22 protein-coding genes are annotated in these 24031 nt (G+C 61.2%); 9 read left to right on the forward strand and 13 right to left on the reverse strand.

The genetic code is table 11. The features are described 5' to 3' along the window. Nucleotides 1-25: 25 nt before the first annotated feature. Complete coding sequence (locus tag ACFOPI_RS04915; protein ID WP_382171588.1) at nucleotides 26-1120, reverse strand: alkene reductase; 1095 nt, start codon at nucleotides 1118-1120, stop codon at nucleotides 26-28. 33 nt (nucleotides 1121-1153) lie between these two features. Then, complete coding sequence (locus ACFOPI_RS04920; RefSeq protein ID WP_382171591.1) at nucleotides 1154-1612, reverse strand: hypothetical protein; 459 nt, start codon at nucleotides 1610-1612, stop codon at nucleotides 1154-1156. A gap of 131 nt (nucleotides 1613-1743) precedes the next feature. Between ACFOPI_RS04920 and ACFOPI_RS04925 the strand changes: the two genes are divergently transcribed. Both ACFOPI_RS04925 and ACFOPI_RS04930 read left to right on the forward strand, forming a co-directional pair. After that, nucleotides 1744-2652: a LysR family transcriptional regulator gene (locus tag ACFOPI_RS04925; RefSeq protein ID WP_382171594.1), complete on the forward strand. Its 909-nt coding sequence runs from the start codon at nucleotides 1744-1746 to the stop codon at nucleotides 2650-2652. Nucleotides 2653-2674: 22 nt separating this feature from the next. Next, complete coding sequence (locus tag ACFOPI_RS04930; RefSeq protein ID WP_382171597.1) at nucleotides 2675-3214, forward strand: hypothetical protein; 540 nt, start codon at nucleotides 2675-2677, stop codon at nucleotides 3212-3214. Between the two features lie 220 nt (nucleotides 3215-3434). Here the strand turns inward: ACFOPI_RS04930 and acuR are convergent, their stop codons facing one another. Next, entirely contained in the window at nucleotides 3435-4070 is a 636-nt protein-coding gene (gene acuR / locus ACFOPI_RS04935) for an acrylate utilization transcriptional regulator AcuR (RefSeq protein WP_382171600.1), read from the reverse strand. Nucleotides 4071-4254: 184 nt separating this feature from the next. Between acuR and acuI the strand changes: the two genes are divergently transcribed. Continuing rightward, nucleotides 4255-5238 carry an acrylyl-CoA reductase (NADPH) gene (acuI, locus tag ACFOPI_RS04940; RefSeq protein WP_382171602.1) on the forward strand — a complete coding sequence of 328 codons (984 nt, stop codon included), beginning with the start codon at nucleotides 4255-4257 and terminating at the stop codon, nucleotides 5236-5238. A gap of 36 nt (nucleotides 5239-5274) precedes the next feature. Here acuI and lpdA read toward each other — a convergent pair whose 3' ends face one another. The 4 genes from lpdA to mdeB all read right to left on the reverse strand — a co-directional run bounded on the left by lpdA (nucleotide 5275) and on the right by mdeB (nucleotide 13241). Beyond that, the gene (gene lpdA / locus ACFOPI_RS04945; protein WP_382171605.1) at nucleotides 5275-7107 is read right to left on the reverse strand and encodes a dihydrolipoyl dehydrogenase; all 1833 of its coding nucleotides are present in this window, start codon (nucleotides 7105-7107) and stop codon (nucleotides 5275-5277) included. Nucleotides 7108-7117: 10 nt separating this feature from the next. Next, nucleotides 7118-8446 carry a dihydrolipoyllysine-residue acetyltransferase gene (gene aceF / locus ACFOPI_RS04950; protein ID WP_382171608.1) on the reverse strand — a complete coding sequence of 443 codons (1329 nt, stop codon included), beginning with the start codon at nucleotides 8444-8446 and terminating at the stop codon, nucleotides 7118-7120. Nucleotides 8447-9482: 1036 nt separating this feature from the next. Continuing rightward, a complete protein-coding gene (locus ACFOPI_RS04955) occupies nucleotides 9483-10613 on the reverse strand; it encodes an L-dopachrome tautomerase-related protein (RefSeq protein ID WP_382171611.1) in 1131 nt (376 codons plus the stop codon). Nucleotides 10614-10658: 45 nt separating this feature from the next. After that, on the reverse strand, nucleotides 10659-13241 hold the full coding sequence (gene mdeB / locus ACFOPI_RS04960; RefSeq protein ID WP_382173057.1) for an alpha-ketoglutarate dehydrogenase: 2583 nt from the start codon (nucleotides 13239-13241) through the stop codon (nucleotides 10659-10661). Between the two features lie 131 nt (nucleotides 13242-13372). Here mdeB and ACFOPI_RS04965 point away from each other — a divergent pair, with 131 nt between their 5' ends. Beyond that, a complete protein-coding gene (locus tag ACFOPI_RS04965; protein ID WP_382173059.1) occupies nucleotides 13373-13840 on the forward strand; it encodes an Lrp/AsnC family transcriptional regulator in 468 nt (155 codons plus the stop codon). Between the two features lie 40 nt (nucleotides 13841-13880). On the opposite strand, the gene ACFOPI_RS04970 is transcribed toward ACFOPI_RS04965, so the two are convergent. Further along, nucleotides 13881-14816 carry a LysR family transcriptional regulator gene (locus ACFOPI_RS04970; protein WP_382171614.1) on the reverse strand — a complete coding sequence of 312 codons (936 nt, stop codon included), beginning with the start codon at nucleotides 14814-14816 and terminating at the stop codon, nucleotides 13881-13883. 124 nt (nucleotides 14817-14940) lie between these two features. Between ACFOPI_RS04970 and ACFOPI_RS04975 the strand changes: the two genes are divergently transcribed. From ACFOPI_RS04975 to ACFOPI_RS04990, 4 genes are all read left to right on the forward strand, one after another. Continuing rightward, nucleotides 14941-15915 (forward strand): Bug family tripartite tricarboxylate transporter substrate binding protein, encoded by a 975-nt coding sequence (locus tag ACFOPI_RS04975; protein ID WP_382171616.1) that lies wholly within the window; start codon nucleotides 14941-14943, stop codon nucleotides 15913-15915. Nucleotides 15916-15937: 22 nt separating this feature from the next. Further along, a complete protein-coding gene (locus ACFOPI_RS04980; RefSeq protein ID WP_382171619.1) occupies nucleotides 15938-16318 on the forward strand; it encodes a hypothetical protein in 381 nt (126 codons plus the stop codon). A 67-nt stretch (nucleotides 16319-16385) separates the two neighbouring features. Continuing rightward, nucleotides 16386-17393: a polysaccharide deacetylase family protein gene (locus ACFOPI_RS04985; protein ID WP_449272013.1), complete on the forward strand. Its 1008-nt coding sequence runs from the start codon at nucleotides 16386-16388 to the stop codon at nucleotides 17391-17393. A 91-nt stretch (nucleotides 17394-17484) separates the two neighbouring features. Further along, on the forward strand, nucleotides 17485-18324 hold the full coding sequence (locus ACFOPI_RS04990; protein ID WP_382171623.1) for a DoxX family protein: 840 nt from the start codon (nucleotides 17485-17487) through the stop codon (nucleotides 18322-18324). Between the two features lie 19 nt (nucleotides 18325-18343). On the opposite strand, the gene ACFOPI_RS04995 is transcribed toward ACFOPI_RS04990, so the two are convergent. The 5 genes from ACFOPI_RS04995 to ACFOPI_RS05015 all read right to left on the reverse strand — a co-directional run bounded on the left by ACFOPI_RS04995 (nucleotide 18344) and on the right by ACFOPI_RS05015 (nucleotide 22918). Next, nucleotides 18344-19213 carry an HpcH/HpaI aldolase/citrate lyase family protein gene (locus tag ACFOPI_RS04995; protein ID WP_382171626.1) on the reverse strand — a complete coding sequence of 290 codons (870 nt, stop codon included), beginning with the start codon at nucleotides 19211-19213 and terminating at the stop codon, nucleotides 18344-18346. Next, entirely contained in the window at nucleotides 19210-20211 is a 1002-nt protein-coding gene (locus tag ACFOPI_RS05000; protein ID WP_382171629.1) for a Bug family tripartite tricarboxylate transporter substrate binding protein, read from the reverse strand. The genes ACFOPI_RS04995 and ACFOPI_RS05000 overlap by 4 nt, the downstream gene beginning before the upstream one ends. Nucleotides 20212-20275: 64 nt before the next feature. Further along, entirely contained in the window at nucleotides 20276-21130 is an 855-nt protein-coding gene (locus ACFOPI_RS05005; protein WP_382171631.1) for an FAS1-like dehydratase domain-containing protein, read from the reverse strand. Further along, the gene (locus ACFOPI_RS05010) at nucleotides 21127-22323 is read right to left on the reverse strand and encodes a CaiB/BaiF CoA transferase family protein (protein ID WP_382171634.1); all 1197 of its coding nucleotides are present in this window, start codon (nucleotides 22321-22323) and stop codon (nucleotides 21127-21129) included. Before ACFOPI_RS05010 ends, ACFOPI_RS05005 begins: the two co-directional genes overlap by 4 nt. Next, nucleotides 22313-22918: a YbhB/YbcL family Raf kinase inhibitor-like protein gene (locus tag ACFOPI_RS05015; protein ID WP_382171637.1), complete on the reverse strand. Its 606-nt coding sequence runs from the start codon at nucleotides 22916-22918 to the stop codon at nucleotides 22313-22315. The genes ACFOPI_RS05010 and ACFOPI_RS05015 overlap by 11 nt, the downstream gene beginning before the upstream one ends. Nucleotides 22919-23003: 85 nt before the next feature. On the opposite strand from ACFOPI_RS05015, the gene ACFOPI_RS05020 reads away from it, so the two are divergent. Further along, nucleotides 23004-24008, forward strand: coding sequence for a LysR family transcriptional regulator (locus ACFOPI_RS05020; protein ID WP_382171640.1), 1005 nt, complete (start codon nucleotides 23004-23006; stop codon nucleotides 24006-24008). Nucleotides 24009-24031 lie beyond the last annotated feature (23 nt).

The following is a 24031-nucleotide window of genomic DNA, read 5'->3' on the forward strand; positions in this document are numbered from 1 at the left end:
TGATGGTCAAAAAAAGCGGGTGGATTCAACCCGCGTTGGGGTAGTCGGTGTAGCCACGCTCGTCGCCACCGAACAGCGTGTGGGTGTCGGGGACGGTCAGCGGCAGGTGGTTGCGCAGTCGCGCGGGCAGATCCGGGTTGGCGATGAACGGCCTGCCGAAGGCCACCCAGTCGGCCCAGCCGGCGCGGATCACCGCCTGGGCCCTGGCCTCGGTGTAGCCGCCTGCGACACCGATGGCACCGCCGAACGCGCGGCGCACATCGCGCCGGAACGACTCGGGCACCGGTGGTGCGTCGTCCCAGTCGGCCTCGGCGAAATGCAGGTAGGCGATGCCCTTGTCTGACAAGCGGCGCGCGGCCTTCAAAGTCGTGACGATCATGTCGGGGCAATGCATGCCCCGCTGGGTGATGTGTGGAGAGAGGCGCACACCCACGCGCGCCGCACCAACCGCGTCGACCACTGCATCGGTCACCTCGTCCAGAAAGCGCAGGCGCTTCTCGATCGAACCCCCATAAGCGTCCGTCCGCAGGTTGGAACCGGAACGCAGAAAGCTGTCGATCAGGTACCCGTTGGCGGCGTGGATTTCCACCCCGTCGAAGCCGGCGGCCAGAGCATTGGCCGCCGCCGTGTAGTAGTCATTGACGATCGCCCGGATCTCTGAAACGGTCAGTGCGCGGGGCACAGGACAGTCCACCATGCCACCTTGACCGTGCTCGTCCACGATCCACACCTGGGCGTTCGGGGCCAGGGCCGAGGGTGCGACAGGCGCCTGTCCCTGCTGGAACACGGGGTGCGACATGCGACCGACGTGCCACAGCTGCAACACCATGCGGCCGCCGGCGGCGTGGACAGCGTCCGTCACCCCTCGCCAGCCGGCGACCTGTTCCGCGCTGTAGATGCCCGGTGTGAAGCTGTAGCCCTGGCCCTGGGGCGTTATCTGGGTCGCTTCGCTGACGATGAAGGCGGCTCCGGCTCGCTGTGCGTAGTAGGTGGCCATGGACTCGGTGGGCACGTTGCCTGGCTGCGCGCTGCGGCTGCGAGTCATTGGCGCCATCACGACACGGTGAGGAATTTTGAAGTCGCCGAAAGTCAGCGGACTGAACAGAGTAGAGGAGCTCATGTGAAACTGCTGTTGAGCGCGATAGGAGATGAATCAGAATTCGTGCGTACTCGGTGCAGCCTGCACCGAGCTGTATATGTGGTCTGTCGTGACGTCACAGGGCACATCCAGTTCAATGACCAGCCCTCCCGGCAACAAGACGAAAATCTGCGCGACATGCTCTGCGGGCACCCGCGCCACCTTGAATGGCAGCGAGCTGCGCTTCAGTCGTTCAATCACGTCTGAGGCGGGTTCATCACTGCGAAAGGCGACATGCTCCAGACGCAGCGCCCCCGCCTTTTCAGACAGCGCCGTATCGTTTACCGCATGCACCAGCGCTTGGTCACCTTCGTACAGCCATGTGCCGGGGAAAGGAAACGGAGGGCGCTTGCCGGGCGCGAACCCCATCACTTCTTCAAACAGGGCTTTAAGGGCTGTGGCACTCCCCATGGAGACATTGATGTGGTCAAAGCGCCATGTCGGCTCCAGTCTTGGGTGGGTGTCGGTTCTCATGAAAGGGCCTGTATGAAAGTGAAGCCCGTATCTTGACTTGGTGGTGTTGTTTGATAAACCGCCTATCTTTTGAGTGCGCTTTCAAGCAAATCAATATAATTCCATGTCAAGCAACCAGTAGAAAGCTAGGTATGAAAGCGTTGCAGGATCTGGACATCTTTGTTCGAACGGTGGACACGGGCAGCCTTTCTGCAACGGCGCGCGCCATGGATCTCACCCCGGCTGCAACCAGCGCCGCACTCAAACGCCTCGAATCCGAACTGGGTGTCGAGCTGTTCGTGCGATCAACGCGCAGCCTTCGCTTGACGCTGTCCGGCGAGCAGTTCCTAGAGCAGTGCCGCCCGGCTTTGGCCGCGTTGCAGCAGGCCGCGCGACTAGTGGCCGGAGGTGAGGCCGCTATGGAAGGCGTGCTAAAGCTGTCTGCACCTTCTGATTTGGGGCGCAATTTGCTGTTGCCGTGGTTCGACGCGTTCCAGATTGAACACCCACGCGTGAGTGTGCGGCTGCAGTTGTCGGATCGACTGGCCAATGTCTACAGTGAACCTGTAGATGCTGCGTTTCGCTACGGAAAGCCGCCAGATTCGAACTTGGTGGCGTTGCCACTTGCTCTAGGCAATAGGAGAGTGTTGTGTGCTTCGCCGGCGTACATCAAGCGCCATGGGGCACCAAGCTCGCCCAACGAACTGACCGATCATGACTGCCTTTGCTTTATGGTCGGGGATGACGTCCACGATCGCTGGCGATTCAGTCAAGGAGAAGGCGAAATTTCGGTGCGAGTGCGGGCTGCGAACGTTTCCAATGATGGGGACGCTGTCCATCGTTGGGCGCTGCTAGGGCGAGGTATCGCATACAAGGCGCATTTGGACATTGCAGGCGACCTGTTGCAAGGGCGGCTTTGCGCACTGTGCACGACGTGGACAACCGAGCACGTCCCGTTGTACCTTGTGGTGCCCAATCGAAGTCAGCTGACGCCGCTGTTGCGCTGTCTTCGTGATTTCGTCGCGCAACGCATAGATGAGCTGGCCGCACCAATTTCTTGAGCAGCGTCCATCTGGATAGTTCATGACGGCCAACTTGTTTCTCGTACTGGCATGCCTTCTACCTATGCGTTTTGCGTGCGCCCTGGATGGGAGCTGTAGACGGACCGGCGCGCTGTTTTGCACCTTTGTCATCTTGATTCCTTTGGGTGCCGCCCCGCTGGCCAGCATTGCCAATATTCGTTTTGAAGGCGTCAGCAATATCTACTACTACTTGTTTGTGACCTTAGCCATGGCAAGTATCCTGTGTATGGCAAGGCGTGTCGCAAAACACCCGCGATCAGCGTTGCGAGCTGTCCATCATGTGAGCCTCGGTGCTTTGTGCGTTGTTGTCACCTTGGATGCCGCATTCTCAGCACCCGAGTCGGGGCTGACTCCCGGATTGTTCGATCGAGGGGAGTTGGCGGCGGGCTGGATCGCTGCCCTTGTGTCCACGGGAGGGTTAGTTGTAGCGTTATGCTCGCAAACCTCCACACGATTTACACCCCTCAGCGCCTTCATTTCGATCTGCGCGTTGGTCATTTGGACGGGGGCAGCCCTTACTGGTCTTGTGGGGGGAGCGTGATCCCCCCTGCCACGCACTATTCAAAAGTGGTAATGTGGAAATAGGGCTGCTTTGGTCTCTCTTACAAACCTGGTGCTACCCGCTGCTTGCATCAAGTCAGGAGTGTCAGAAGGGGGGTAAAAGCGTTCAGTGACGCCATCTCTTCCGTCTTTGCCCACACTTATGGCGCCAAATTTCATTTAAGGCGCGCCCACTGAACGCGTGCTGGCGAATTAGCTAGTCAGGTGATCGCCGTTGCTTTGAAGCACGCAGCAAAGATGCGAAGCGGATTACCACAGCGCTCGAGCTTTGCGCGCAACACAGCACCCTCCCAGCCGATCCAGAAGAACGCCGCCAAGCGCGCGCAGTCGGCTTCCTTAGGGATTTCACCGCCGGCCTTGGCGGCCTCCAGGCAGCGTTCGGTACGAGACTCCCAACCGACCAGCACGTTGGTGAGTTGGTCGCGATACGCTTCCGGCAGCGCATTCATTTCCTGCCCTAGGTTTCCGATGAGGCAGCCGCGCCGGAAGTCAAACCTCTTCATGCCGTTTTCGGCATCCAGGCAAAAAGCGTCGATGCGGAGCAGCGGAGCGCGGCTCTCATCCAGCAAGAACTGATCGAGCTTGCGAACGAAGTAGTCGTTGTACAGCGCGATCAGCTCGGTGCCAAAAGCTTCCTTGCTATCGAAGAAATGATAGAAGGATCCTTTGGGCACGTTGACCGATTTCAACACCTCGTCGATTCCCGTGGCAGAGAAACCCTTTTCGGTCAGTGCGGCGACACCCGCTCGGAGCAAGAGGGCGCGCGTCTCCCGGTGGTCTCCCTCCACTTTCGGAGGACGACCCCGTTTCCGAGGAGTGATGACGGCATCTGGCATAGGTCAATTATTGGACCGAACGTCTTGAAAGGTCAATCAGTACTCCCTTCGAGATGCCCGGCACTCAGGGGACGCAGCCCCCCATCGCCCTGTTCCTGTGTAGTCGATTTGCAGTCCATCTTGCATTTCATGGGAGATCAGTCTACTATTTATAGACGACTGGTCTATTTATTGAAAGGTACACATGTTCCGAGGCATCCTGATCGAGAAGGACGAAGCCGGCTACCGGGCCGCCGTGAAAAACATTGACGAGGCGTCCCTGCCGGAAGGCGATGTGACCGTGAGGGTCAGCCACTCCACCCTCAACTACAAAGATGCTCTGGCCATCACGGGGCGCGGTCCCGTGGTGCGCAAATCCCCGCTGGTGCCCGGCATCGACCTGGTCGGCACGGTCGAAGAAACCAGCCACCCGGATTTCAAGGTGGGCGACAAAGTGGTCCTCAACGGCTGGGGTGTGGGCGAAAGTCACTGGGGTGGCCTGGCGCAAAAAGCGCGCCTGAAAGGCGATTGGCTGGTGCCTCTGCCAGAAGCGTTCATCCCTCAACAGGCGATGGCTATTGGCACGGCAGGCTATACAGCGATGCTGTGCGTGATGGCGCTGGAGCGCCATGGTGTGACCCCGGACAAGGGTGAGATCCTGGTAACCGGAGCGGCCGGAGGGGTCGGCGGCGTCGCCGTGGCCCTTTTGTCGAAGCTCGGCTACACCGTGGTGGGTGTCACCGGCCGTCTTGAGGAGCGCAACTACATCATGGGTCTTGGCGCCAGCGACGTGCTGGACCGCGCTGCGCTTTCCGCACCCGGCAAACCGCTGGGTCGGGAGCGCTGGGCAGGCGCGGTCGACGTTGTCGGCAGCCACACGCTCGCCAACGTCTGCGCCACCACACGCTACGGTGGTGTGGTCACGGCATGTGGCCTTGCCGGTGGCATGGACCTGCCGGCCACCGTGGCGCCCTTCATCCTTCGTGGCGTCACACTGGCTGGCGTTGACAGCGTGATGGCGCCCAAGTCCTTGCGCCTGCAAGCCTGGCAGCGGCTGTCGACCGATCTCAATCTGACAAAGCTTGGCCAGATCGCAGAAGAAATCGGCTTGGACGATGTGATTGCAACAGCCACGAAACTGCTTGACGGACAGGTGCGTGGGCGTTTGATTGTGGATGTGTACGCCTAATCGCACCCAGATCTGAACCCTGTCGAGGATGCAGGTCTAGATCACTTGTCTCTTGCTCGGCGGCAAATCGGTGCAAGACCCGTGCGCCACCTCCGCCGCCATGCCGATGCTCTCGCCCAGCGTGGGGTGCGGCTGGATGGTCTTTCCGATGTCCACCGCGTCGGCGCCCATCTCGATCGCCAGCGCGATCTCGCCGATCATGTCGCCGGCGTGGGTGCCCACGATGCCGCCGCCCAGGATCTTGCCGTGGCCATGGGCTTCCGGCGAGTCGTCGAACAGCAGCTTGGTGAAGCCTTCGTCGCGGCCGTTGGCTATGGCGCGGCCCGAGGCCGTCCAGGGGAACAGGCCCTTCTTGACCTTGATGCCCTGGGCCTTGGCCTGGTCCTCGGTCAGACCCACCCAGGCCACCTCGGGGTCGGTGTAGGCCACGCTGGGGATCACGCGGGCGTTGAAGGCGGCCGCGGCCAGCTCCTGGTTGCCCTGCAGTTCACCGGCGATGACTTCCGCCGCCACGTGCGCCTCGTGCACCGCCTTGTGCGCCAGCATGGGCTGGCCCACGATGTCGCCGATGGCGAAGATGTGCGGCACGTTGGTGCGCATCTGTATGTCGACGTTGATGAAGCCGCGGTCGGTCACCGCCACGCCGGCCTTGTCGGCCGCGATCTTCTTGCCGTTGGGCGTGCGGCCCACGGCCTGCAGCACCAGGTCGTAGGTGCCTTCGCTCTTGGTGCCGTCCAGGCCCTCGAACTGCACCTTGATGCCTTCGGGCGTCGCTTCGGCCCCGACCGTCTTGGTCTTGAGCATGATGTTGTCGAAGCGGCCCTTGTTCATCTTCTCCCAGACCTTGACGAGGTCGCGATCGGCGCCCTGCATCAGGCCGTCCATCATCTCCACCACGTCCAGACGGGCGCCCAGCGTCGAGTAGACGGTGCCCATCTCCAGGCCGATGATGCCGCCGCCGACGATGAGCATCTTCTTGGGCACGCCCTTGAGCGCCAGCGCGCCGGTCGAGTCCACGATGCGATCGTCCTGCGGGAAGAACGGCAGGCGCACCGCCTGCGAACCGGCGGCGATGATCGCGCGCTTGAAGGCCACAACCTTCTTGGTGCCCGTCTTGTCCTGGCCCGTGCCGGAGGTCTCTTCCACTTCCGCGTGGTTGGGGCCGACGAAGGCGCCGTAGCCGCGCACGGTGGTGACCTTGCGCATCTTGGCCATCGCAGCCAGACCACCGGTCAGCTTGCCGATGACCTTTTCCTTGTGAGCGCGCAGCTTGTCCACGCTGACCGTGGGCTTGCCGAACTCCACGCCCAGGTCGCCCAGGTGCGAGACCTCGTCCATGACGGCGGCCACGTGCAGCAGCGCCTTGGACGGGATGCAACCCACGTTCAGGCAGACGCCGCCCAGCTGGGCGTAGCGCTCGACGATGACGACCTTCAGGCCGAGATCCGCGGCGCGGAAGGCGGCCGAGTAGCCGCCGGGGCCGGCGCCCAGCACCAGCACGTCGCATTCGATGTCGGCCGAGCCACCGAAGCTGGCGGCGGTCGGTGCCACCACCGGCGCAGCGATCGGGGCCGCAGCGGGTGCGGCTGCGGGCGCAGGTGCTGCTGCCGGCGCAGGGGCCGCCGCAGCGCCCTCCGCGTCCAGCACCAACACCACCGAGCCTTCGCTGACCTTGTCGCCCAGCTTGACCTTGAGCTCTTTCACCACGCCGGCGTGCGACGAGGGAATCTCCATCGAGGCCTTGTCGGACTCGACGGTGATGAGGCTCTGCTCGGCCTTGACGGTGTCACCCGGCTTGACCAGCAGCTCGATGACCGCGACTTCGGAGAAGTCACCGATGTCGGGAACCTTGATGTCCATGAGTGCCATCGTGTCCTCCTTACAGCAGAACGCGACGGAAGTCGCCGAGGATCTGGCCGAGGTACGCGTTGAAGCGGGCCGCGGCGGCGCCGTCGATCACGCGGTGGTCCCAGGTCAGCGACAGCGGCAGCATCAGGCGCGGCACGAACTGCTTGCCGTCCCACACCGGTTCCATCTGGCTCTTGCAGACGCCCAGGATGGCGACTTCGGGCGCATTGATGATGGGCGTGAAATAACGCCCACCGATGCCACCCAGCGACGAGATGGTGAAGGTGGCGCCGGACATGTCGGCCGGCCCCAGCTTGCCGTCGCGGGCCTTCTTGGCCAGTTCACCCATTTCCTGGCTGATCTGCAGCACGCCCTTCTTGTCGGCGTCCTTGATGACGGGCACGACCAGGCCGTTGGGCGTGTCGGCCGCAAAACCGATGTGGTAGTACTGCTTGTAGACCAGCGAGTCGCCGTCCAGCGAGCTGTTGAACTCGGGGAACTTCTTGAGCGCGGCGACGGACGCCTTGATCAGGAAGGCCAGCATGGTCACCTTGACGCCGCTCTTCTCGTTCTCCTTGTTGGTGGAGACGCGGAAGGCTTCGAGGTCGGTGATGTCGGCGTCATCGTGGTTGGTGACGGCCGGGATCATGATCGCGTTGCGCAGCAGGTTGGCGCCGCTGATCTTCTTGATGCGGCCCAGCTCCTTGCGCTCGATCGGGCCGAACTTGGCGAAGTCCACCTTGGGCCAGGGGATCAGGCCCAGCTCGGAGCCACCACTGCCGGTCGATGCAGGGGCCTTGGCCTTTTGCGCAGCCGTCTGCACCGCACCGGACATGACGGACTTGGTGAAGCCCTGCACGTCGTCCAGCGTGATGCGGCCCTTGGGGCCTTTGCCTTGCACCTCGGCCAGCGGCACGCCCAGTTCGCGGGCGAACTTGCGTACCGAGGGCGAAGCGTGGGGCAGCCCCAGGGCCGGGGTGGCGGTGGGGTTGTGGGCCGGTGCGACGACAGCGGGTGCAGACGCCGTAGCGACCGGAGTGGCCACTGCGGCGGATGCCGCAGCGGGCGCAGCCACCGGAGCGGCAGCGGCCGGCGCCGGCGCGGCAACGCCCGCAGCACCTTCCAGAATCGCCAGCAGGTCACCGATGTTGACCTTGTCGCCCACCTTGACCTTGAGCTCCTTGAGCACGCCGGCATGCGAGGACGGGATCTCCATCGAGGCCTTGTCGGACTCGACCGTGATCAGGCTCTGCTCGACCTTGACGGTATCGCCGGGCTTGACGAACACCTCGATGACCGCGACGTCCTTTAAATCGCCGATGTCCGGTACGTGTACTCTCAATATGTTTGCGGTTTCCATTTTTCAAGAGTCCTTAATAAGCCGAATCGCCGTGAAATTTCTTTAGTTCAATTCAATTTGATCTGCATTGCACATCACTCCAATCGATCCTAGAGTCATCCAAGTAGAACTAAATTAAAAGCATATGGCAACTTACCAGCGATGGTCGGGCGCACGAAATAACTTGCTAACAAAATTGCCGGATGAGACTTGGTAAGTTCCAAATCCCATCCGGCTGTGCGTAGCTAACAGTTTAGATGGAGCCCCTATCGATCCTCTTTAACTATCTCAACTTTGTTAAAAGTGAAGATCTCCGAACCACCTTCTGCGTCACCATTGTCGGAGAGGGTTTGAGCACTCCTTTGAATTGAGGTCTCGGAGGCCACTTCATCTTCTCCACCACCGCATGCAGCTAAAGAGATAGCAAAGACGCTCATTGTCAAGAACGATGTCATCCTACTCATATAGACCTCTCGCAGCAGTAAATATTGAAAGAATGCGCGCATCATCGCGCCTCATAGCAAAACATGGGGGCAGAAATTACCTCCCAGTCGGTCTTCCCGTCCGCTCCTTTTACTGGGACAGTGTGAATGCCGAGCGCCAGCTTGCATCCTTTTCCTCCTGAACTATTTCCAATCCAAACAGGCGAAACACATGAGGCAACAGAAATTAGTTGAGCGCGCCCACGGGGCGATATAAGTCGAGTGTCAATTGGTGTCACCGTAGTGCCAGGGGAGTTGGCAGAATTGAATGTTCGAGTTCCGTCGAGCGGAATGATTGAGTACGTTGTTGGACAAACAGTGGAGCCAAGTTGCTGCTGCGCCAATCCGGTTAATGGTGCGACTCCCGCAATGCAAGCAACTGCACAGCAAAGGCTTTTGTTGATGATGCGCTTATGCATGATTTCTCTCCTTTAATTGGAAAAAATGTATTCAATGGTAGTTTTAAGCGTCAAGTAAAGTGATTTGACTACCCAATAGACATAGTGAGGTTCATCAGGGTGAAGCGGAATCCTTTAAAGCACAAGCAAAGACAAACCTCAGTTAGTCAATTGCGATCAAAACCCTGCGATTCCTGGTGCCAGCGGCTTGAACCGGTACACAAGATACGGCGGCTTGTTCTCGGCCTTGCCGTCGTTCAGCGGCGCCGCCATGGGCAGCTGTGCCGCGCCGGTGTACATGAAGCCATCCTGTGCGTAGATCACTCCGTCTGGCCAGACCATGTCGGGCGCCGCGGCAAAGCGCCGGTACTGACGGGTGTCGGCAGGGATGATGCCAACCGCGCGCTCGCCCACCTCGGTGAGATAGAGATTGCCCTTGCGGTCGATCGAGAGCCCGCCGTTGTTGGGCTTGTCGGCGTAGGTCTCGACCTTGGCAGCCAGTTGCCCGGCGCTCACGCGCTTATTGAGCAGGTCCTTCATCCGGATGCGGAACATCTTGCCCTTGTTGAGCGGTGCGAAGTACAGCCACTCGCTCTTGTGGTCCAGCGCGATGCCATCCACGCCGACGTAGACCTTGATCGCCTTGGCGCCAGGCTTGCCCTCGTCGACGGTGATCGGACGGTTCATGTCGGGCATGACGCTGTCGTGGCCCTGCAGCAAACGACGGCTCTGGCCGGTCTTCAGATCCACCACCACGAGCGCCGCCTTGTCGCCCACCGGCCCGGTCGCGATGGCCTCGTCGGCGATCACGATGACCTGGTGTTTGAGGTCGACCACGAAGTCGTTGTGCTGCGACTCGGGAAGGGAGGCCGGCGCCGGAATGGGAACGATGCGTTCCAGTTGGTTCTTGTGCGTGTTCCAGGCCACCAGCTTGGGCGTGATGCGCGGCTCTGCCTGACCGGAGTCGAGCAGCCACAGCACGCCCTTGGCATCCGTGTGCAGGCCCAGCACCCAGTTCAGGCAGGTGTTGGGGTCCTTCTGGCTGCCATCCGCCTTCTTGCAGGTCTGCCATTCCGCGCTGGGATACGGCGTGGTGTCGTCGCGCGTGGCATTGAGCAGCCCGACCTTTTGCTCCGGCGCGTAGAACGGGTGGTAGCCGATCACCAGTTGCCCGTTGGGCAGGGTGGTGATGCCACCCACGCCACCCTTGAGGCGGGCGGTGATTTCTGCGGAAATGGGCTCGGCTTGGGTGGTGGCCGCGCACAGGGCAAGGCTCAGCGCTGTCAACCAGCGACTGCTTCGGTTCATGGTGGTCTCCTCGTTGGGTGGTGAACGGGCGCGAGGCCCCAGGGCTCAAGAAACCGCTGCACACAGGGCTTGCGCCCGTGCAACGATGCTCGATGCATCGACGGCGAAGAAGCGCCGCAGTGCCGCGCGGGTGTCGCTGCGGCCAAAGCCGTCGGTGCCCAGGGTGGCGCAGGGCCGCCCGGCGGGCAGATAGGCACGGATGCTGTCGGGTACGGCGCGCACGTAGTCGGACGCAGCCACGATCGGCCCGCGCGTCTGGCCCAGCAGGCGCGCGATGTAGGGAGCGGCAGCACCCGCCGCGGCGCCTTCGCGCGCCAGTTCGCTCCAGCTGGTCACGCTGACGACATCGACGCCCAGGCCCTGCGCCGCCAGTTGTCGTGCCGCCTGCCGCACCTCGCCCAGGATGGCGCCCGAGCCCATCAGCGTGACACCGGGACCTTCGGTCGGTCCCAGGCGCTCGAACAGGTAGGCCCCGGCGATCACGCCGGCCGCCGCGCCCTCGGGCAGATCGGGCTGGGCGTAGTTCTCGTTCATCAGCGTGACGTAGTAGAAGACATCCTGTTGCTGTTCCAGCATCTCGCGCATGCCGTGGTCGAGGATCACGGCGAGTTCGCCCGCGTAGGCCGGGTCGTAGGCCTTGCAATTGGGGATGGTGGCGGCCACGAGATGGCTGCTGCCGTCCTGGTGCTGCAGGCCTTCGCCGCCCAGCGTGGTGCGGCCGGAGGTGGCACCCAGCAGAAAGCCTCGGGCACGCTGGTCGGCGGCGGCCCAGATGGCGTCGCCCACGCGCTGGAAGCCGAACATCGAGTAGTAGATGTAGAAGGGCAGCATCGCCAGCCCGTGCACGCTGTAGCTGGTGGCCGCCGCGGTCCAGCTGGCGATGGCGCCGGCCTCGCTGATGCCTTCTTCCAGGATCTGTCCGTCCTTCGCTTCCCGGTAGCTCAGCACCGAGCCGATGTCTTCGGGCGCGTAGCGCTGGCCCACGCTGCTGTAGATGCCGACCTGCTTGAACAGGTTGGCCATGCCGAAGGTGCGCGCCTCGTCGGCCACGATGGGCACGATGCGCGGGCCCAGCGTGCCGTCCTTGAGCAGGTTGCCGAGCATGCGCACGAAGGCCATGGTGGTGCTCATCTCCTTGCCGCTGGCGGCGAGGGCGAACTGGCCGTAGCCGTCCAGCGCCGGCACGGCCACCGGCTCGCAAGTCGCTTCGCGCCTCGGCATGGCACCACCCAGTGCCGCGCGCCGCTCGCGCAGGTAGCGCATCTCGGGCGCATCGTCGGCGGGCCGGACAAAGGCCAGGCTGGTGGTCTGCTCGTCGGTCAGTGGCAGCCGGAAACGGTCACGGAACTCCAGCAACTCAGCATCGTCGAGCTTCTTCTGGCTGTGCGTGGTCATGCGTCCCTGACCGGCGGTGCCCATCCCGTAGCCCTTCTTGGTCTGGGCCAGGATGACGGTGGGCTGACCGCGGTGCGCCGCCGCAGCCGCGTAGGCGGCGTGGATCTTGACCGGGTCGTGGCCGCCACGTTTGAGTGTGTCTATCTGGTCGTCCGTCATCCCTTCCACGAGGCGCGCCAGCTCGGCGTTCTGGCCGAAGAAATTCTCACGGTTGTAGCGCCCGTTCTTGGCGGCGAAGGTCTGCAGCTGGCCATCGACAGTATGTGCAAACGCACGCGTGAGAGCGCCGCTGTGGTCGCGAGCGAACAGGCCGTCCCAGTCGCTGCCCCAGACCAGCTTGATCACGTTCCAGCCCGCGCCTGCAAACAGGCGTTCGAGCTCGTCGATGATGCGACCGTTGCCGCGCACCGGGCCGTCCAGGCGCTGCAGGTTGCAGTTGACCACCCACACCAGGTTGTCCAGCCGTTCGCGCGCCGCCAGGGTCAGTGCCGACATGCTCTCGGGTTCGTCCATCTCTCCATCGCCGAACACGCCCCAGACCTTGCGGTCGGCGCAGTCGAGCAGGCTGCGGTCGCTGAGGTAGCGCATGAAGCGCGCGTGGTAGATCGAGCTGATCGGGCCCAGGCCCATCGAACCCGTGGGGAACTGCCAGAAGTCGGGCATCAGCCATGGGTGCGGGTAGCTGGAGAGTCCACGCGCGCCGTGTTCGGGCGCCACGATTTCCTGCCGGTAGTGCGAAAGGTCGGCCTCGCTCAGGCGCCCTTCCAGGAAGGCGCGGGCGTAGACACCGGGCGCGCTGTGGGGCTGGAAGAACACAAGGTCTCCGCGGTGCTGGGTGTCACGTGCATGAAAGAAGTGGTTGAAGCCGACTTCGAACAGGTCCGCCGCGCTGGCGTAGCTGGCGATGTGGCCGCCCAGTTCGCCGTAGGCCTTGTTGGCTCGCACCACCATGGCCAGGGCATTCCAGCGCATCAGCGAGGCCAGCCGTTCTTCGATGGCGAGGTCGCCCGGAAAAGCCGGCTGGTCCTCGACCGCGATGGAATTGACGTACGGCGTATTGCGCTCAGGCTGCCAGCCCACACGCTGCCCGTGCGCCAGACGGGCAAGCTCATCAAGCATCGCCCGCGCCCGATCCGGGCCTTGTGTTGCGATCAGCGAGAGCAGCGCGTCACGCCACTCCTGTGTCTCTGCCGGGTCTTGATCAATGGCGTCCAGGTGCTTGAAGTCGGTCATGCTGTTCACGAGAGTGTCTCCAGGTAGGAGCACGACTGTAGAGACGCACCACGCGCATTTGTTGCCGAAATTGCTGAACAATGTGGCAATACTCAGCACAAACTACCGGAAATCATATGAATGACAGCACGATCCGCCTTGATGCCACCGACCGTCGAATTCTTGAAGAACTCCAGAACGACGCAAGCCTGTCCAACGTGGAGTTGGCCAAGCGCGTTCACCTCTCACCGTCCCCTTGCCTTGCACGCGTGCGGGCAATGGAGGCCGGCGGTCTGATCCGCAAGTACGTCGCCCTGCTGGATGCCAGCCAGCTCGGGCTTCACCTCAACGTGTTTGTCTCCATCAGCCTCAAGCAACAGAGCCGCGAGGCGCTGCAGGCATTCGAGGAACGCATCACCATGCGCGACGAGGTGATGGAGTGCTATCTGATGACTGGAGACGCCGACTATCTGCTGCGCGTGGCGGTGCCGGACATGCCCGCGCTGGAGAGCTTCATCCTTGAACAGCTCTCTCCCATCGCGCAGGTCGAGAAAATTCGCTCCAGCTTTGCGCTCAAGCAGGTTCGCTACAAGACGGCACTTCCGCTCAGCGAGGCCTGATCTGCTTTCAGCGATGGACGCATCGGTGCTCTCTTGTGGCCTACGAGCGAGACGAAAACGGCCGCATCTTTGTTTGCATTTCAGAAGCCATGTCGGCCAGCGAATCCCACAAACGTAGAGCAGCCCGCGTGTGGTACCGGTTGCGCGCCCGCACCAGACAGGAAGTGCGAACCAAAGTCGGCTCATCAATCCGGGTTGCACCACTGACCTGAAGACTCAGCGCAGTCGCAGCATTGACAACGGCGGTAAGGCCGGTCGTTCGAACCGCGTCAATCAGATCTTCCAGCGAGTCGGACTCGAAGTGAACGTTCGGCCGCAAACCCTGTGCGGCAAAAAGCTGCTCGATCTGCCTGCGCATGGCGTACTCCGTAGGAAGCAATGCCAATCGCTCGCCAGCCAGCTTCTTCAGTCTTATCGGTCTTCGACTTGGCGCTGGGCAAATGGCGACATAGGGCTCCTTGAAGCACCGCTCAATCTCCAGGTCTTCTCTATCCTGCACATCAAAGGTGACCACAAAGTCGAAGTCGCCCCTGGCGACTCCATCGATCAAAGCCGATGCAGTTCGCCTGATCAGCGAAACAGCGAGATCGGGCCATTGCACCTGCAGTGAATGAACTGCGGGTGCCACCCAGCATGCACCGTAGGACTGCACCAAACCAATCCGAACGCGACCAGAGAGGTCGACGGAGCTCTCGCCCGTGGCGCGCAGCGCGGCCTGCAGGTCACCCATGCATGCCGTCATCCGCAGATGCAATTGCAATGCCGCTTGTGTTGGTGATGCCCGTCGACCCACGCGCTCAAAGAGCCGGGTGCCAAGTGCATCCTCAAGCAACGCAATCTGCTCTGAGAGTGCAGGTTGCGAGATCGAACAGGTGCGGGCTGCTTCAACAAAGCTGCTGGACTGCATGGCGGCGTTGAAGTACCGCAACTGCCGCAGAGAGACGATTTCCAAAGGATCGCGATCTCTACGGGCCATGCTGCACCAAAACATTCATAGGTTTCTCCGATGACTTAGAGAAGAACTTCGAATTTGATCACATGGAACCTATAGATGAAACTGACCTTCACCCTTCACCCATGAAACAACCTAGAGAGCTTCCATGTTCAACCGCCGTCAACTGGTCCAGAGCCTCGCGCTCACCGCTGTTGCAGGAACCCTGCCTGTGGCACGTGCCCAGGCCTTTCCAAGCAAACCCATTCGGATCGTGTGCCCGTATCCGCCCGGCGCGACCACCGACACCATTTCCCGGCTGATGGCCAACGCCCTGCAAACCACCAGTGGCGTTACCGTGGTGGTGGAAAACAAAGGCGGAGCCGGGGGCAACATCGGCACAGAAGCCGTGGCGCGCAGCGAGGCCGATGGCTACACATTGCTACTCGGTGCGCTGGGGCCACTCTCGGCCAATGAAGCCCTCTACCCCAAGTTGCCGTTCAATCCGGGGCGCGATTTCACGCCTTTAGCTTTGGCTGCGGTGGTGCCTCTCATCATGGTCGCCCATCCATCGTTTCCCGCCAACACAGTGGCCGAGGCCGTGAAGCTTCTGCGAGCCAGTCCCGGCAAGTTTTCATATGCCTCCGCAGGCAACGGAACACCGCAGCATCTCGCCGCAGAGATGTTCAAACAACTGACCCGCTCGGCCGTGGTTCACATCCCCTATCGCGGCTCTGGTCCTGCCTTGAACGATGTGATGGGTGGACAGGTTCCGTTGTTGTTTGAAGCATCTCCAGCGGTGTTGCCGCTGATCAAAGCAGGGCGTGTCAAAGCACTGGCTGTGACCACTCGCGAACGCATCGCCTCGCTGCCCCAAGTTCCCACGCTGAAAGAGTCTGGGGTCGACGCCGATATCGGCGGCTGGTATGGCTTTCTGGCTCCAGCAGGCACCCCGCCCGACCGCGTGGCCTGGCTGACAGAGCACATGCGAAAAGCCTTGGCTGAACCGGCCACACAAGCCAAGTTGGCCGAGTTGGGCTCACAGAAGGTGGACAGCTCACCCCAGGCATTTGCCCGACTGATCGAGTCTGAGCGCAAGCGCTGGGACACATTGATCCGCGAGCGCGGCATCAAGCTCGATTGAGCTCCACCAGGACCACACAGCTATGCCACACCTTCGCATTGAAGTCAGCGCGGAACTGTCCCGATCACTGGATTGGAAAGCCCTGGCCAACGACATTCATCTTGGCATCTCCCAGCGCGGCTGGGCAGGCTTGAATGACCTCAAGACCCGCGTTGTCGTGTGTGCGGATGACCTCGCGGGTAAAGACCCTCTCGCCCAGCAACTGGTTGCCACCCTTATCACCACCAACCCACGCCCACCAGACGTACTTCAGGCAATGCAAGCGTTGGTGCTGACCGAGCTGGAGAAAGCCGTTTCGGTGTTGCAGCCCGCCCAATGGGTGCAGTGCTGTGTGTTCCTGCAAGCGACGCCAAAGAGTGAATACATGAAGTGGCAGTGGCGTGCTCCAGCCGCACCGACCTGACGAGCATCTCGTCCAACTGAAGCACCGCTTTTCTCAACCCAGCAACAACCACCAACAGGAGACATTCATGCACCCCTCATCAGACAGCCCATCTTCCACCGCCACGCCGTCGGACACCCAGCCAACCCGAAGAGGCATTCTGCGCACAGCGGCTGTGGTCGCTGCGGCGGCTGGCCTGGGCTCTCAGGTCCAAGCGGCCCCCATGGCAAAGACGAGCACTTCTCGTGCAAAGGGGCAGTTCTGGCCGGATGGAATTCGGTTGGTGATCTCTGTGTCCATGCAGTTCGAGTCAGGCGCACAGAGCGAACACAACAACGGTTCCCCGTTTCCGCCCATGGACCCCAAGTACCCGGATTTGCCGGCGCGGACGTGGTTCGAGTACGGCGTGCGCGAAGGCGTGCCGCGCATGTTGGACCTGTGGGACAAACATGGCGTGAAGGTGACCTCGCACATGACAGGACAGGCGGTTGAACGCAACCCCGCATTGGCCAAAGAGATCGTTCAACGCGGTCACGAAGCGGCAGCACATGGTCAAACCTGGACACCCCACTGGACCATCTCACCCGAAGAGGAGCGCATTTCGTACCAGGCGAACATCGACGCAGTGCTCAAGGCCACGGGGACGAGGCCCGTGGGATACAACGCGTTTTGGCTGCGCGGTACGCCCAACACCTTGCGCATCTTGCAAGAGCTGGGCTTCACTTACCACATTGACGACCTGTCGTCGGACGAGCCGATGACCACCCAGATCAATGGCAAGCCATTTGCCATCGTTCCCTACACCTTGCGCATGAACGACATCGGGCGTTTCGGAGCGGAAGGGCCGCTCACTGCGCAGGCGTTCGGTCAGGAGCTGCGTGACGAATTCGACCAGCTTTATCTGGAGTCGGGGGTGCGCCGCCGCATGATGTCCATCTCCACCCACGACCGGATCGCCGGTACGCCTGGTCGCGTGAAAGTGCTGGGAGAGTTTCTTGCCTATGCCAAGCGCCATCCCGGAGTGGTGTTCGTGCGCAAGGACCAGATCGCGCAGTGGGCACTGAGCATGCCCAATGTTCCCAGCAAGGTGTATTGAAGCCGCTACCCCCGCCCGCGACGGGCCTGACTGCCCGTTGCGCTCCCGCGTTCGCGCTCGATGTGGATGCGGTTCTTTCCGGAGTCTCAACATGATGTTGGCTGAAAAGTCCCTGTATGCTTTGGGTGTGGCACTTTCGCTGGTCGTCGCAGTTCTGGCCATCCAGTTCGTATTGACCGCACCGGTCACCAGTTGGTTTATGGCGTCTGCCCTGTTCTGGATCGTTGCGATGCTCGCGGCTCTGGCCTTTTCGAAGAAGCATGGTCTCTTCGCGATCATTGGGTCGCTGTTTGCGACGATGGTGGTGGGGCGGCTCTTTGGCACCTTGCGCATGGGGGGAGGCGAGAACACCACCAATGATCCACTCCTGCTGGCGGAGACAGGGCCAGGCGTTCCGTCGGTCATGTGGGTCAGTACGTTGCTGGCCGCAGTCTTGACACTGTGGATCGTCAACTACATTCGCACGCACCGCAGTGAAACGCCATGGGGCCCGGTCACTGACGAGAGCTGGGGCCTGTTCTTTATTCGCAACTACGTGGGCATGATGTTCATCGCTCATTTCAGCGGACACATCTTCGCGGGCCCAGCGCAGTTCGCCATTTTCGAAGGCTACTTTGCCAGCATCGGTCTCAAGCCTGCGGCGGCCATGGTGGTGTTGGCAGGTGTGAGTGAAGTGGTCGCCGGTATCGGCTTGTGCCTTGGACTCCACACACGCCTGGCCGCACTCGTTGGCGCAGTCTTCCTCTATCTGTCCATGCTATGGGGCAACCATTTCCCAGTGGGATACATATGGATTCTCCCCAGCGGCGGATGGGAGTTCGGGATTTTCTGGTCTGTGATGGTCGCGAGCTTTGTGCTCCTTGGGGGTGGGACCATTTCGATCGATCGGCTCAGGTTTTTGAACAAGCGCTCTTCGCTTCAGGAGACATGACGAGTGGGCTGAGAAGAGGTCAGCCCTGCGAGGTCAATACCTTGGTCACTTCGACCGACTCCTGCACCGAAGCAAGAAGACGGCGTGCTCGAAGTAGCACTGGAGCGTCCACCATGCATCCTTGAAACCGAAAAGCACCAGGCGATGATTGCGCAGCTTGAAGCACGCGAAGCGCCCAGTCGAGCTCCTCTGGAGTCGCAGAAAACGCTCGGCGCACCTGGCCTACCTGGTACGGGTGCACACACAGCTTGCCGCCGAAGCCGCTTCGCCTGGCCGCGTGGCAGGCACGCAATAGGCCTGCTTCGTCCTGAAGACTCAAGAACACGCCATCGACAGGAGCTGGCAATCCAGCCGCTCTGCTAGCCAGCACCAACGCAGACCGGTACCAGTTCAGTTCCTGCTCACTGTCATCGGGTTGAAGATCCAGATCCAGACACAGATCCACACTTCCAAAGATCAAGCGACCGATGCCTGGCCCTTCTGCAATCGAGCGTAAGTTGGCTATGCCCTTGGCCGTTTCGATCAACGGGAGAATGACCGTTTTCGGTCGCAGGACGTTTCTCAGGTTCTCCAGCTCAGATAACGACTCAGCCTTGGGAAAGACCACCCCCTGAACTTCCGATGAAGCACAAAGTGCAAGGTCCTCGTCATACCAAGGCGTGTCCACGGCGTTCACGCGGAGCAAAACACGAGCGCCTGCATCCATGAAACTCCGGGCGGCCTGACGCGCGGTCTTCTTGCGCTCGGGATCCACCGAGTCCTCCAAGTCGATGATGACGCAGTCCGCTCCGCTGGCGATGGCCTTCGGAAAGCGCTCGGGGCGATCGCCTGGCACAAACAAAAACGATCTGGCGTTCAATGGGCAACCCGCTTTGGTCATGGGTTTCATTCCAACGTGACCTTTGCTTTGGCAACAATGGATCGCCAGGTCACCAGGTCGCTTCCAAGAGTCTGAGCGAGTTCTGCCGAAGAAGATGAATGTGGCGTAGCGCCTTGCTCTAGCAACTTTTGTTGAGTCGTGGGGTCTGCAATCGCATCACGTACAGCGTTGCCAATGCGAGTTTGCAGGTCTTGCGGTAGCCCCTTGGGTGCAAACAGTCCAAACCAAGAATCGACCACCATCGAAGAGTAGCCCGACTCTGTTGCTGTCGGCAGATCCGGAAACAGTGGCGAACGCTTGGCGCCCGTGACGCCGATGGCACGAATCTTCCCCGCCTTGATGTGTGGCAAAGCGGTCGGAATGGTGGAGAACATCAGTTGTATCTGACCACCGATGAGATCCACCAGCGCTGGAGCAGCACCCTTGTACGGAACGTGTGTCAACTGCGCACCTGTCTGCTGCTCCAGCATCTCGGCAGCCAGATGAAAAATGGTGCCCGCCCCTGCAGAACCGTAGTTCAAAACCCCCGGATGGGCCTTGGCATAGGCGACAAGCTCTGGCAGCGTCTTGACTGGCAATGACGGATTGACGACCACGACGTTGTTGACGCGTGCCACCATCGACAAAGGTTCAAAGCTTTTGACGGGGTCCCAACTGAGTTTGGGATAGAGCGATGGATTGATCGCGTTGGTGCCGTTGTAGCCCATCAAGAGGCTGTATCCGTCGGGTTTTGCGCTGGCTACCACTGCAGCGCCTATGTTGCCCCCTGCACCGCCCTTGTTGTCCACAACCACAGGCTGCCCAAGCCGTTTGCTCAATGCATCGGCAATCACGCGACCGATGATGTCGGTGGTTCCTCCTGCAGCGAACGGGATCACGAGAATGATGGGGCGGCTGGGGTATGGCTCGGTTTGCGCCATGCTCAGGCTCGGGGTGACACCGCACACCCCTGCGCCGGCCAACACCAGCAGGTTGCGACGGGAAATTGCATCGGTGGTTTCGGTCATGTCTGTCTCCGGTTTATTGAGTTGTTCAAAGCTGAAAAGGCCGATCTGCCGATAGGCAGATCGATCAAAAATTGGCACTCGCCTGCATGCAAACCTGGCCGTTGGCCAACACCGCCCAAAGCAACAGACCATCGCCGTCCTCTGGATCGGGTGCAGCTTCCAGGCGCAGGGTCTGCCCGAGCAAGGCCGGCCGAAGACCCCGGTACTTGAAGCGCCGAAGGGGTTTGCCGGCCACCCTCTGGGCCAACATGGCCAGCAGCGTGGCGTTCAGGGGTCCATGAATCACCAGACTGGGATAGCCCTCAACCTCACGGCAGTAGTCGTGGTCATAGTGGATCCTGTGACCGTTGAAGGTCAGTGCGGAGTACCGAAACAGCGTGGTCGAGTCGGGTGTGAACTGCTCAACGTGCGTCGGTGTGGGACGAGCAGGCTCGTCGGCGCTGGCCGAGGCGGTCGGCGGTGTCGGGTCCTTGAAGACGATGTCATGAAGCTCGGTCAACGCAGGGCGTCCGTCTTGATCGACCTCATGGCGAACGGTCACGAAGACGAGATCTCCGGTCCTTCCCTGCTTGTGATCCACACTCATCACCGAAGAGCTCTTGCGTACATGAGCGCCCAATCGCAGCGGCTGTGCGAACTCCAACTGACCGCCCGCCCACATCCGGTTGGACAGAGGAACGGGTGGCAAAAAGCCTCCCCGTGCGGGATGCGAATCCTGACCCAATTCAGAGGGCGGAAGGCCTTGGAGGAAGTACAACCAATGCCACAGGGGTTGCATTGGCACTCCTGCCCGGACGTCTTGCTGCGACAGACCCAGGGTCGCAGCCATGAGACGGGCATGGCGCACATCGAGCACATCCTCGTCGATCACTTCCTTGCCGACCCAGGTTCGCAGGTATTCGAGATCGACTTTGCTCATGCGGACACTCCCGTTGTTCGAATGGAAGGCTCTGACGACGTCTGGCCAGCGAATTCCCATCGCAGTTGGGCGCTGTGCTCTCCCAGCTCCGGAGCGCTGGCGTGGCGCCCACAGTCCCAGGGCGTTCGAACTGGCGGGGCGACCAGATCGAGGTCCTCTTGGCCCACTCGCATGGGCCAGGTTCTCAGCGCCGGATGTCGGGCGAGATCGGCCACGGAACGCAGTTGCCCATAGGCAGTGCTGGCGGAGGACAGCCGCTGCAGAGCACTGGCTGTGTCCAGCGAGGAAAACACCTCTGCAATCGCCGTATTCAATGCTGGACGGTTCTGCACGCGTAATGTGTTGGAAGCAAAACGGGGGTCTTGCGCCAAGCCAGGGTCGCGGAGAAAGTGCTGGCAAAACAGAGACCACTCACGTTCGTTCTGGATGCTGATCACAACCGTGGCACCCTGTGCGGTCGCAAACGCTCCGTACGGCGCGATGGAGGGGTGCTGGAGCCCTTGGCGCTCGGGCGCGCCATTGCCATAGACCTCATGGACGTGTGGGACGGTCATCCAGTCTGCGGCCCCATCAAAGAGCGACACAGCCACACCGCACCCGACTCCTGTCCGCGCGCGCTGTGCCAAGGCCGACAATACCCCTATGGTGGCATTTAAGCCTGCACCGATGTCGCAGATCGAGACGCCGATCCGCCCGGGCTCTTGCGGCGCTCCGCTAATGCCGGCCAAGCCGCTTTCGCACTGCACCAGCAAGTCATAGGCCTTCAGTGAGGCAACCTCTCCGTGGTCTCCGTAGCCGCTGATGTCACACGTCACCAATCGCGGATGTCTGTTGCGCAGCCCTGCACTGTCAAATCCGGCCCGAGCCAGCGCTCCCGGTGCCAGGTTTTGAACGAATACATCGGCTTGGGCAAGCATCCGCTCCAGCAGCTGGGCGTCTTCGGGGCGCTTGTAGTCGAGCACCAGCGACTCCTTGCCCCGGTTGGTCCAGACAAAGTAGGAAGAGACGCCTCGTGCGGCCCTGTCGTAGCCACGCGCAAAGTCACCTTCCGGGCGCTCGATCTTGATGACCCGTGCGCCCATCTCGGCCAATCGGGAAGTGCACAGGGGGGCCGCCAAAGCCTGTTCCAGACTGACCACGAGAAGCCCTGTGAGGGGTCCTGAGCGAGTGCCTGTCATTTGCTCAGCGCCCATAGCGTGCCGTGAAGCTGGCTTTGCCCAAGAGGTTCGTGCCCAGCCCGCGTTTGAGTACAAAGCTGTGCAGTGCGGCTGAGCCCGTCTTGGGGATACCGGCAGCGGCATGGATGTCCGGTACGGCGAGCGCGTACAGCGTGAAGACGTAACGGTGCGGCGCATCGCCCACCGGAGGGCAGGGCCCACCGTAAAGGCCGTTTCCGCCATTGACGCCGGTATCGTGAAAGTCATTGACCCCAGCGACGGCCGATGCGGGAAGTTTGTCCATCGCATTGCCTGCGCCGGCGGTCAGACCACCAGAGTCCGGCGGCAAGTTGTAGACCGCCCAATGCCAGAAGCCGCTGCCCGTGGGGGCATCCGGATCGTGAACGGTCAGCGCCAGCGACTTGGTACCTACCGGGACATTGCGCCAAACGAGCTTTGGCGACACGTTTGCACCGGTGCAGCCAAAGCCGTTGGCCACGAATCGGGTCTCAAACACACCATGGGACAGATCCGGACTCTCGAGCGTGAACACAGGGGCCTGGGCGAAGGCTGCACTGCCCAGGGTCATTGAGGCCAGGGCAAGTGCCTTCAGGTTCTTGGAAGTTGACATGTGGAAGTGGCGTTTGTGCGTTTAACAATGTGTCGACCACGCTATGCATGGGGAACAAAGGCGAATTTGCTACTGAAGCGCCGGGATGACCAGCGAGTGTTTTCAAGCTAAGCTTTCGAAAATGGCAAAGTCACCACTTCCCAGTGCGCACTACGACCTGACCGATCTGCGCGTCTTCATCGCTGTGGCTGAAGAGGGCAGCGTCTCGCGTGGCGCCCAGCGCTGCCACCTCGCAGCCTCGACCGTGAGCCTGCGCATCAAAGGACTGGAAGACGCCATTGGCGCTGCATTGCTTCAACGTCAGTCCCGTGGGGTGGGGCTCTCGCCTGCAGGGCATGTCATGCTCGATCACGCGAGACGTTGCGTGGCTCAACTGGAACAAATGCACGCGGACTTGATGCCGTTCGCACAAGGCATTTCGGGTCACATCACTCTGTTCGCGAACAACAACGCTATCAGCACGCACTTGCCAGATGACCTTGCCCGGTACTTGGCCGACCATCCAAGTGTTCGGATCACTCTCACCGAGCGACTCAGCACCGACATCGTTTCTGCTGTTGCGCAGGGTAGCGCGGACGTAGGTGTCGTGGCCGTGGAGTCGCCACATCCGGATCTACTCTATTTGCCCTATCGCGTGGACCATCTGGTGGTTCTCGCCCCGAAAGGAAGCTCCATAGCCAAGAGGCGTCGGACGGCGTTTTCAGACTGCCTTCAGGCGCCGTTCATCAGCCTGCAACAAGGGGCAGCTTTACACACCTTCCTGATGAACAAGGCATCCTCCTTGGGCGCAAGGCTTGACGTGAGGGTACAGGTCTCGGGCTATCGGGCAATTGCTCGGCTTGTCGATGCCGGGGTCGGAATTGGAGTGGTTCCGAAAACCGCACTGGAAGCCGCGGATCGCGACCGGGTCGCTGTCGTCGAGCTGACGGATGACTGGGCGCGTCGAGACCTACGTGTTTGTGTGCGGTCTGGTACCTGTGGGGCCAACCCGCATTTGCAAGATTTGGTTAGTCTGTTGACTTATAAGGGGGAAATATCTACTTCCGGAGGGTTCAGGTTTTCAATGGAACTGCAACGAAATGCCCCTTGAAGAGTAGGTGCCGATTTGATCGG

The organism is Hydrogenophaga luteola (genome assembly GCF_042648585.1).
In the GTDB taxonomy this organism is placed as follows: domain Bacteria; phylum Pseudomonadota; class Gammaproteobacteria; order Burkholderiales; family Burkholderiaceae_C; genus Hydrogenophaga; species Hydrogenophaga luteola.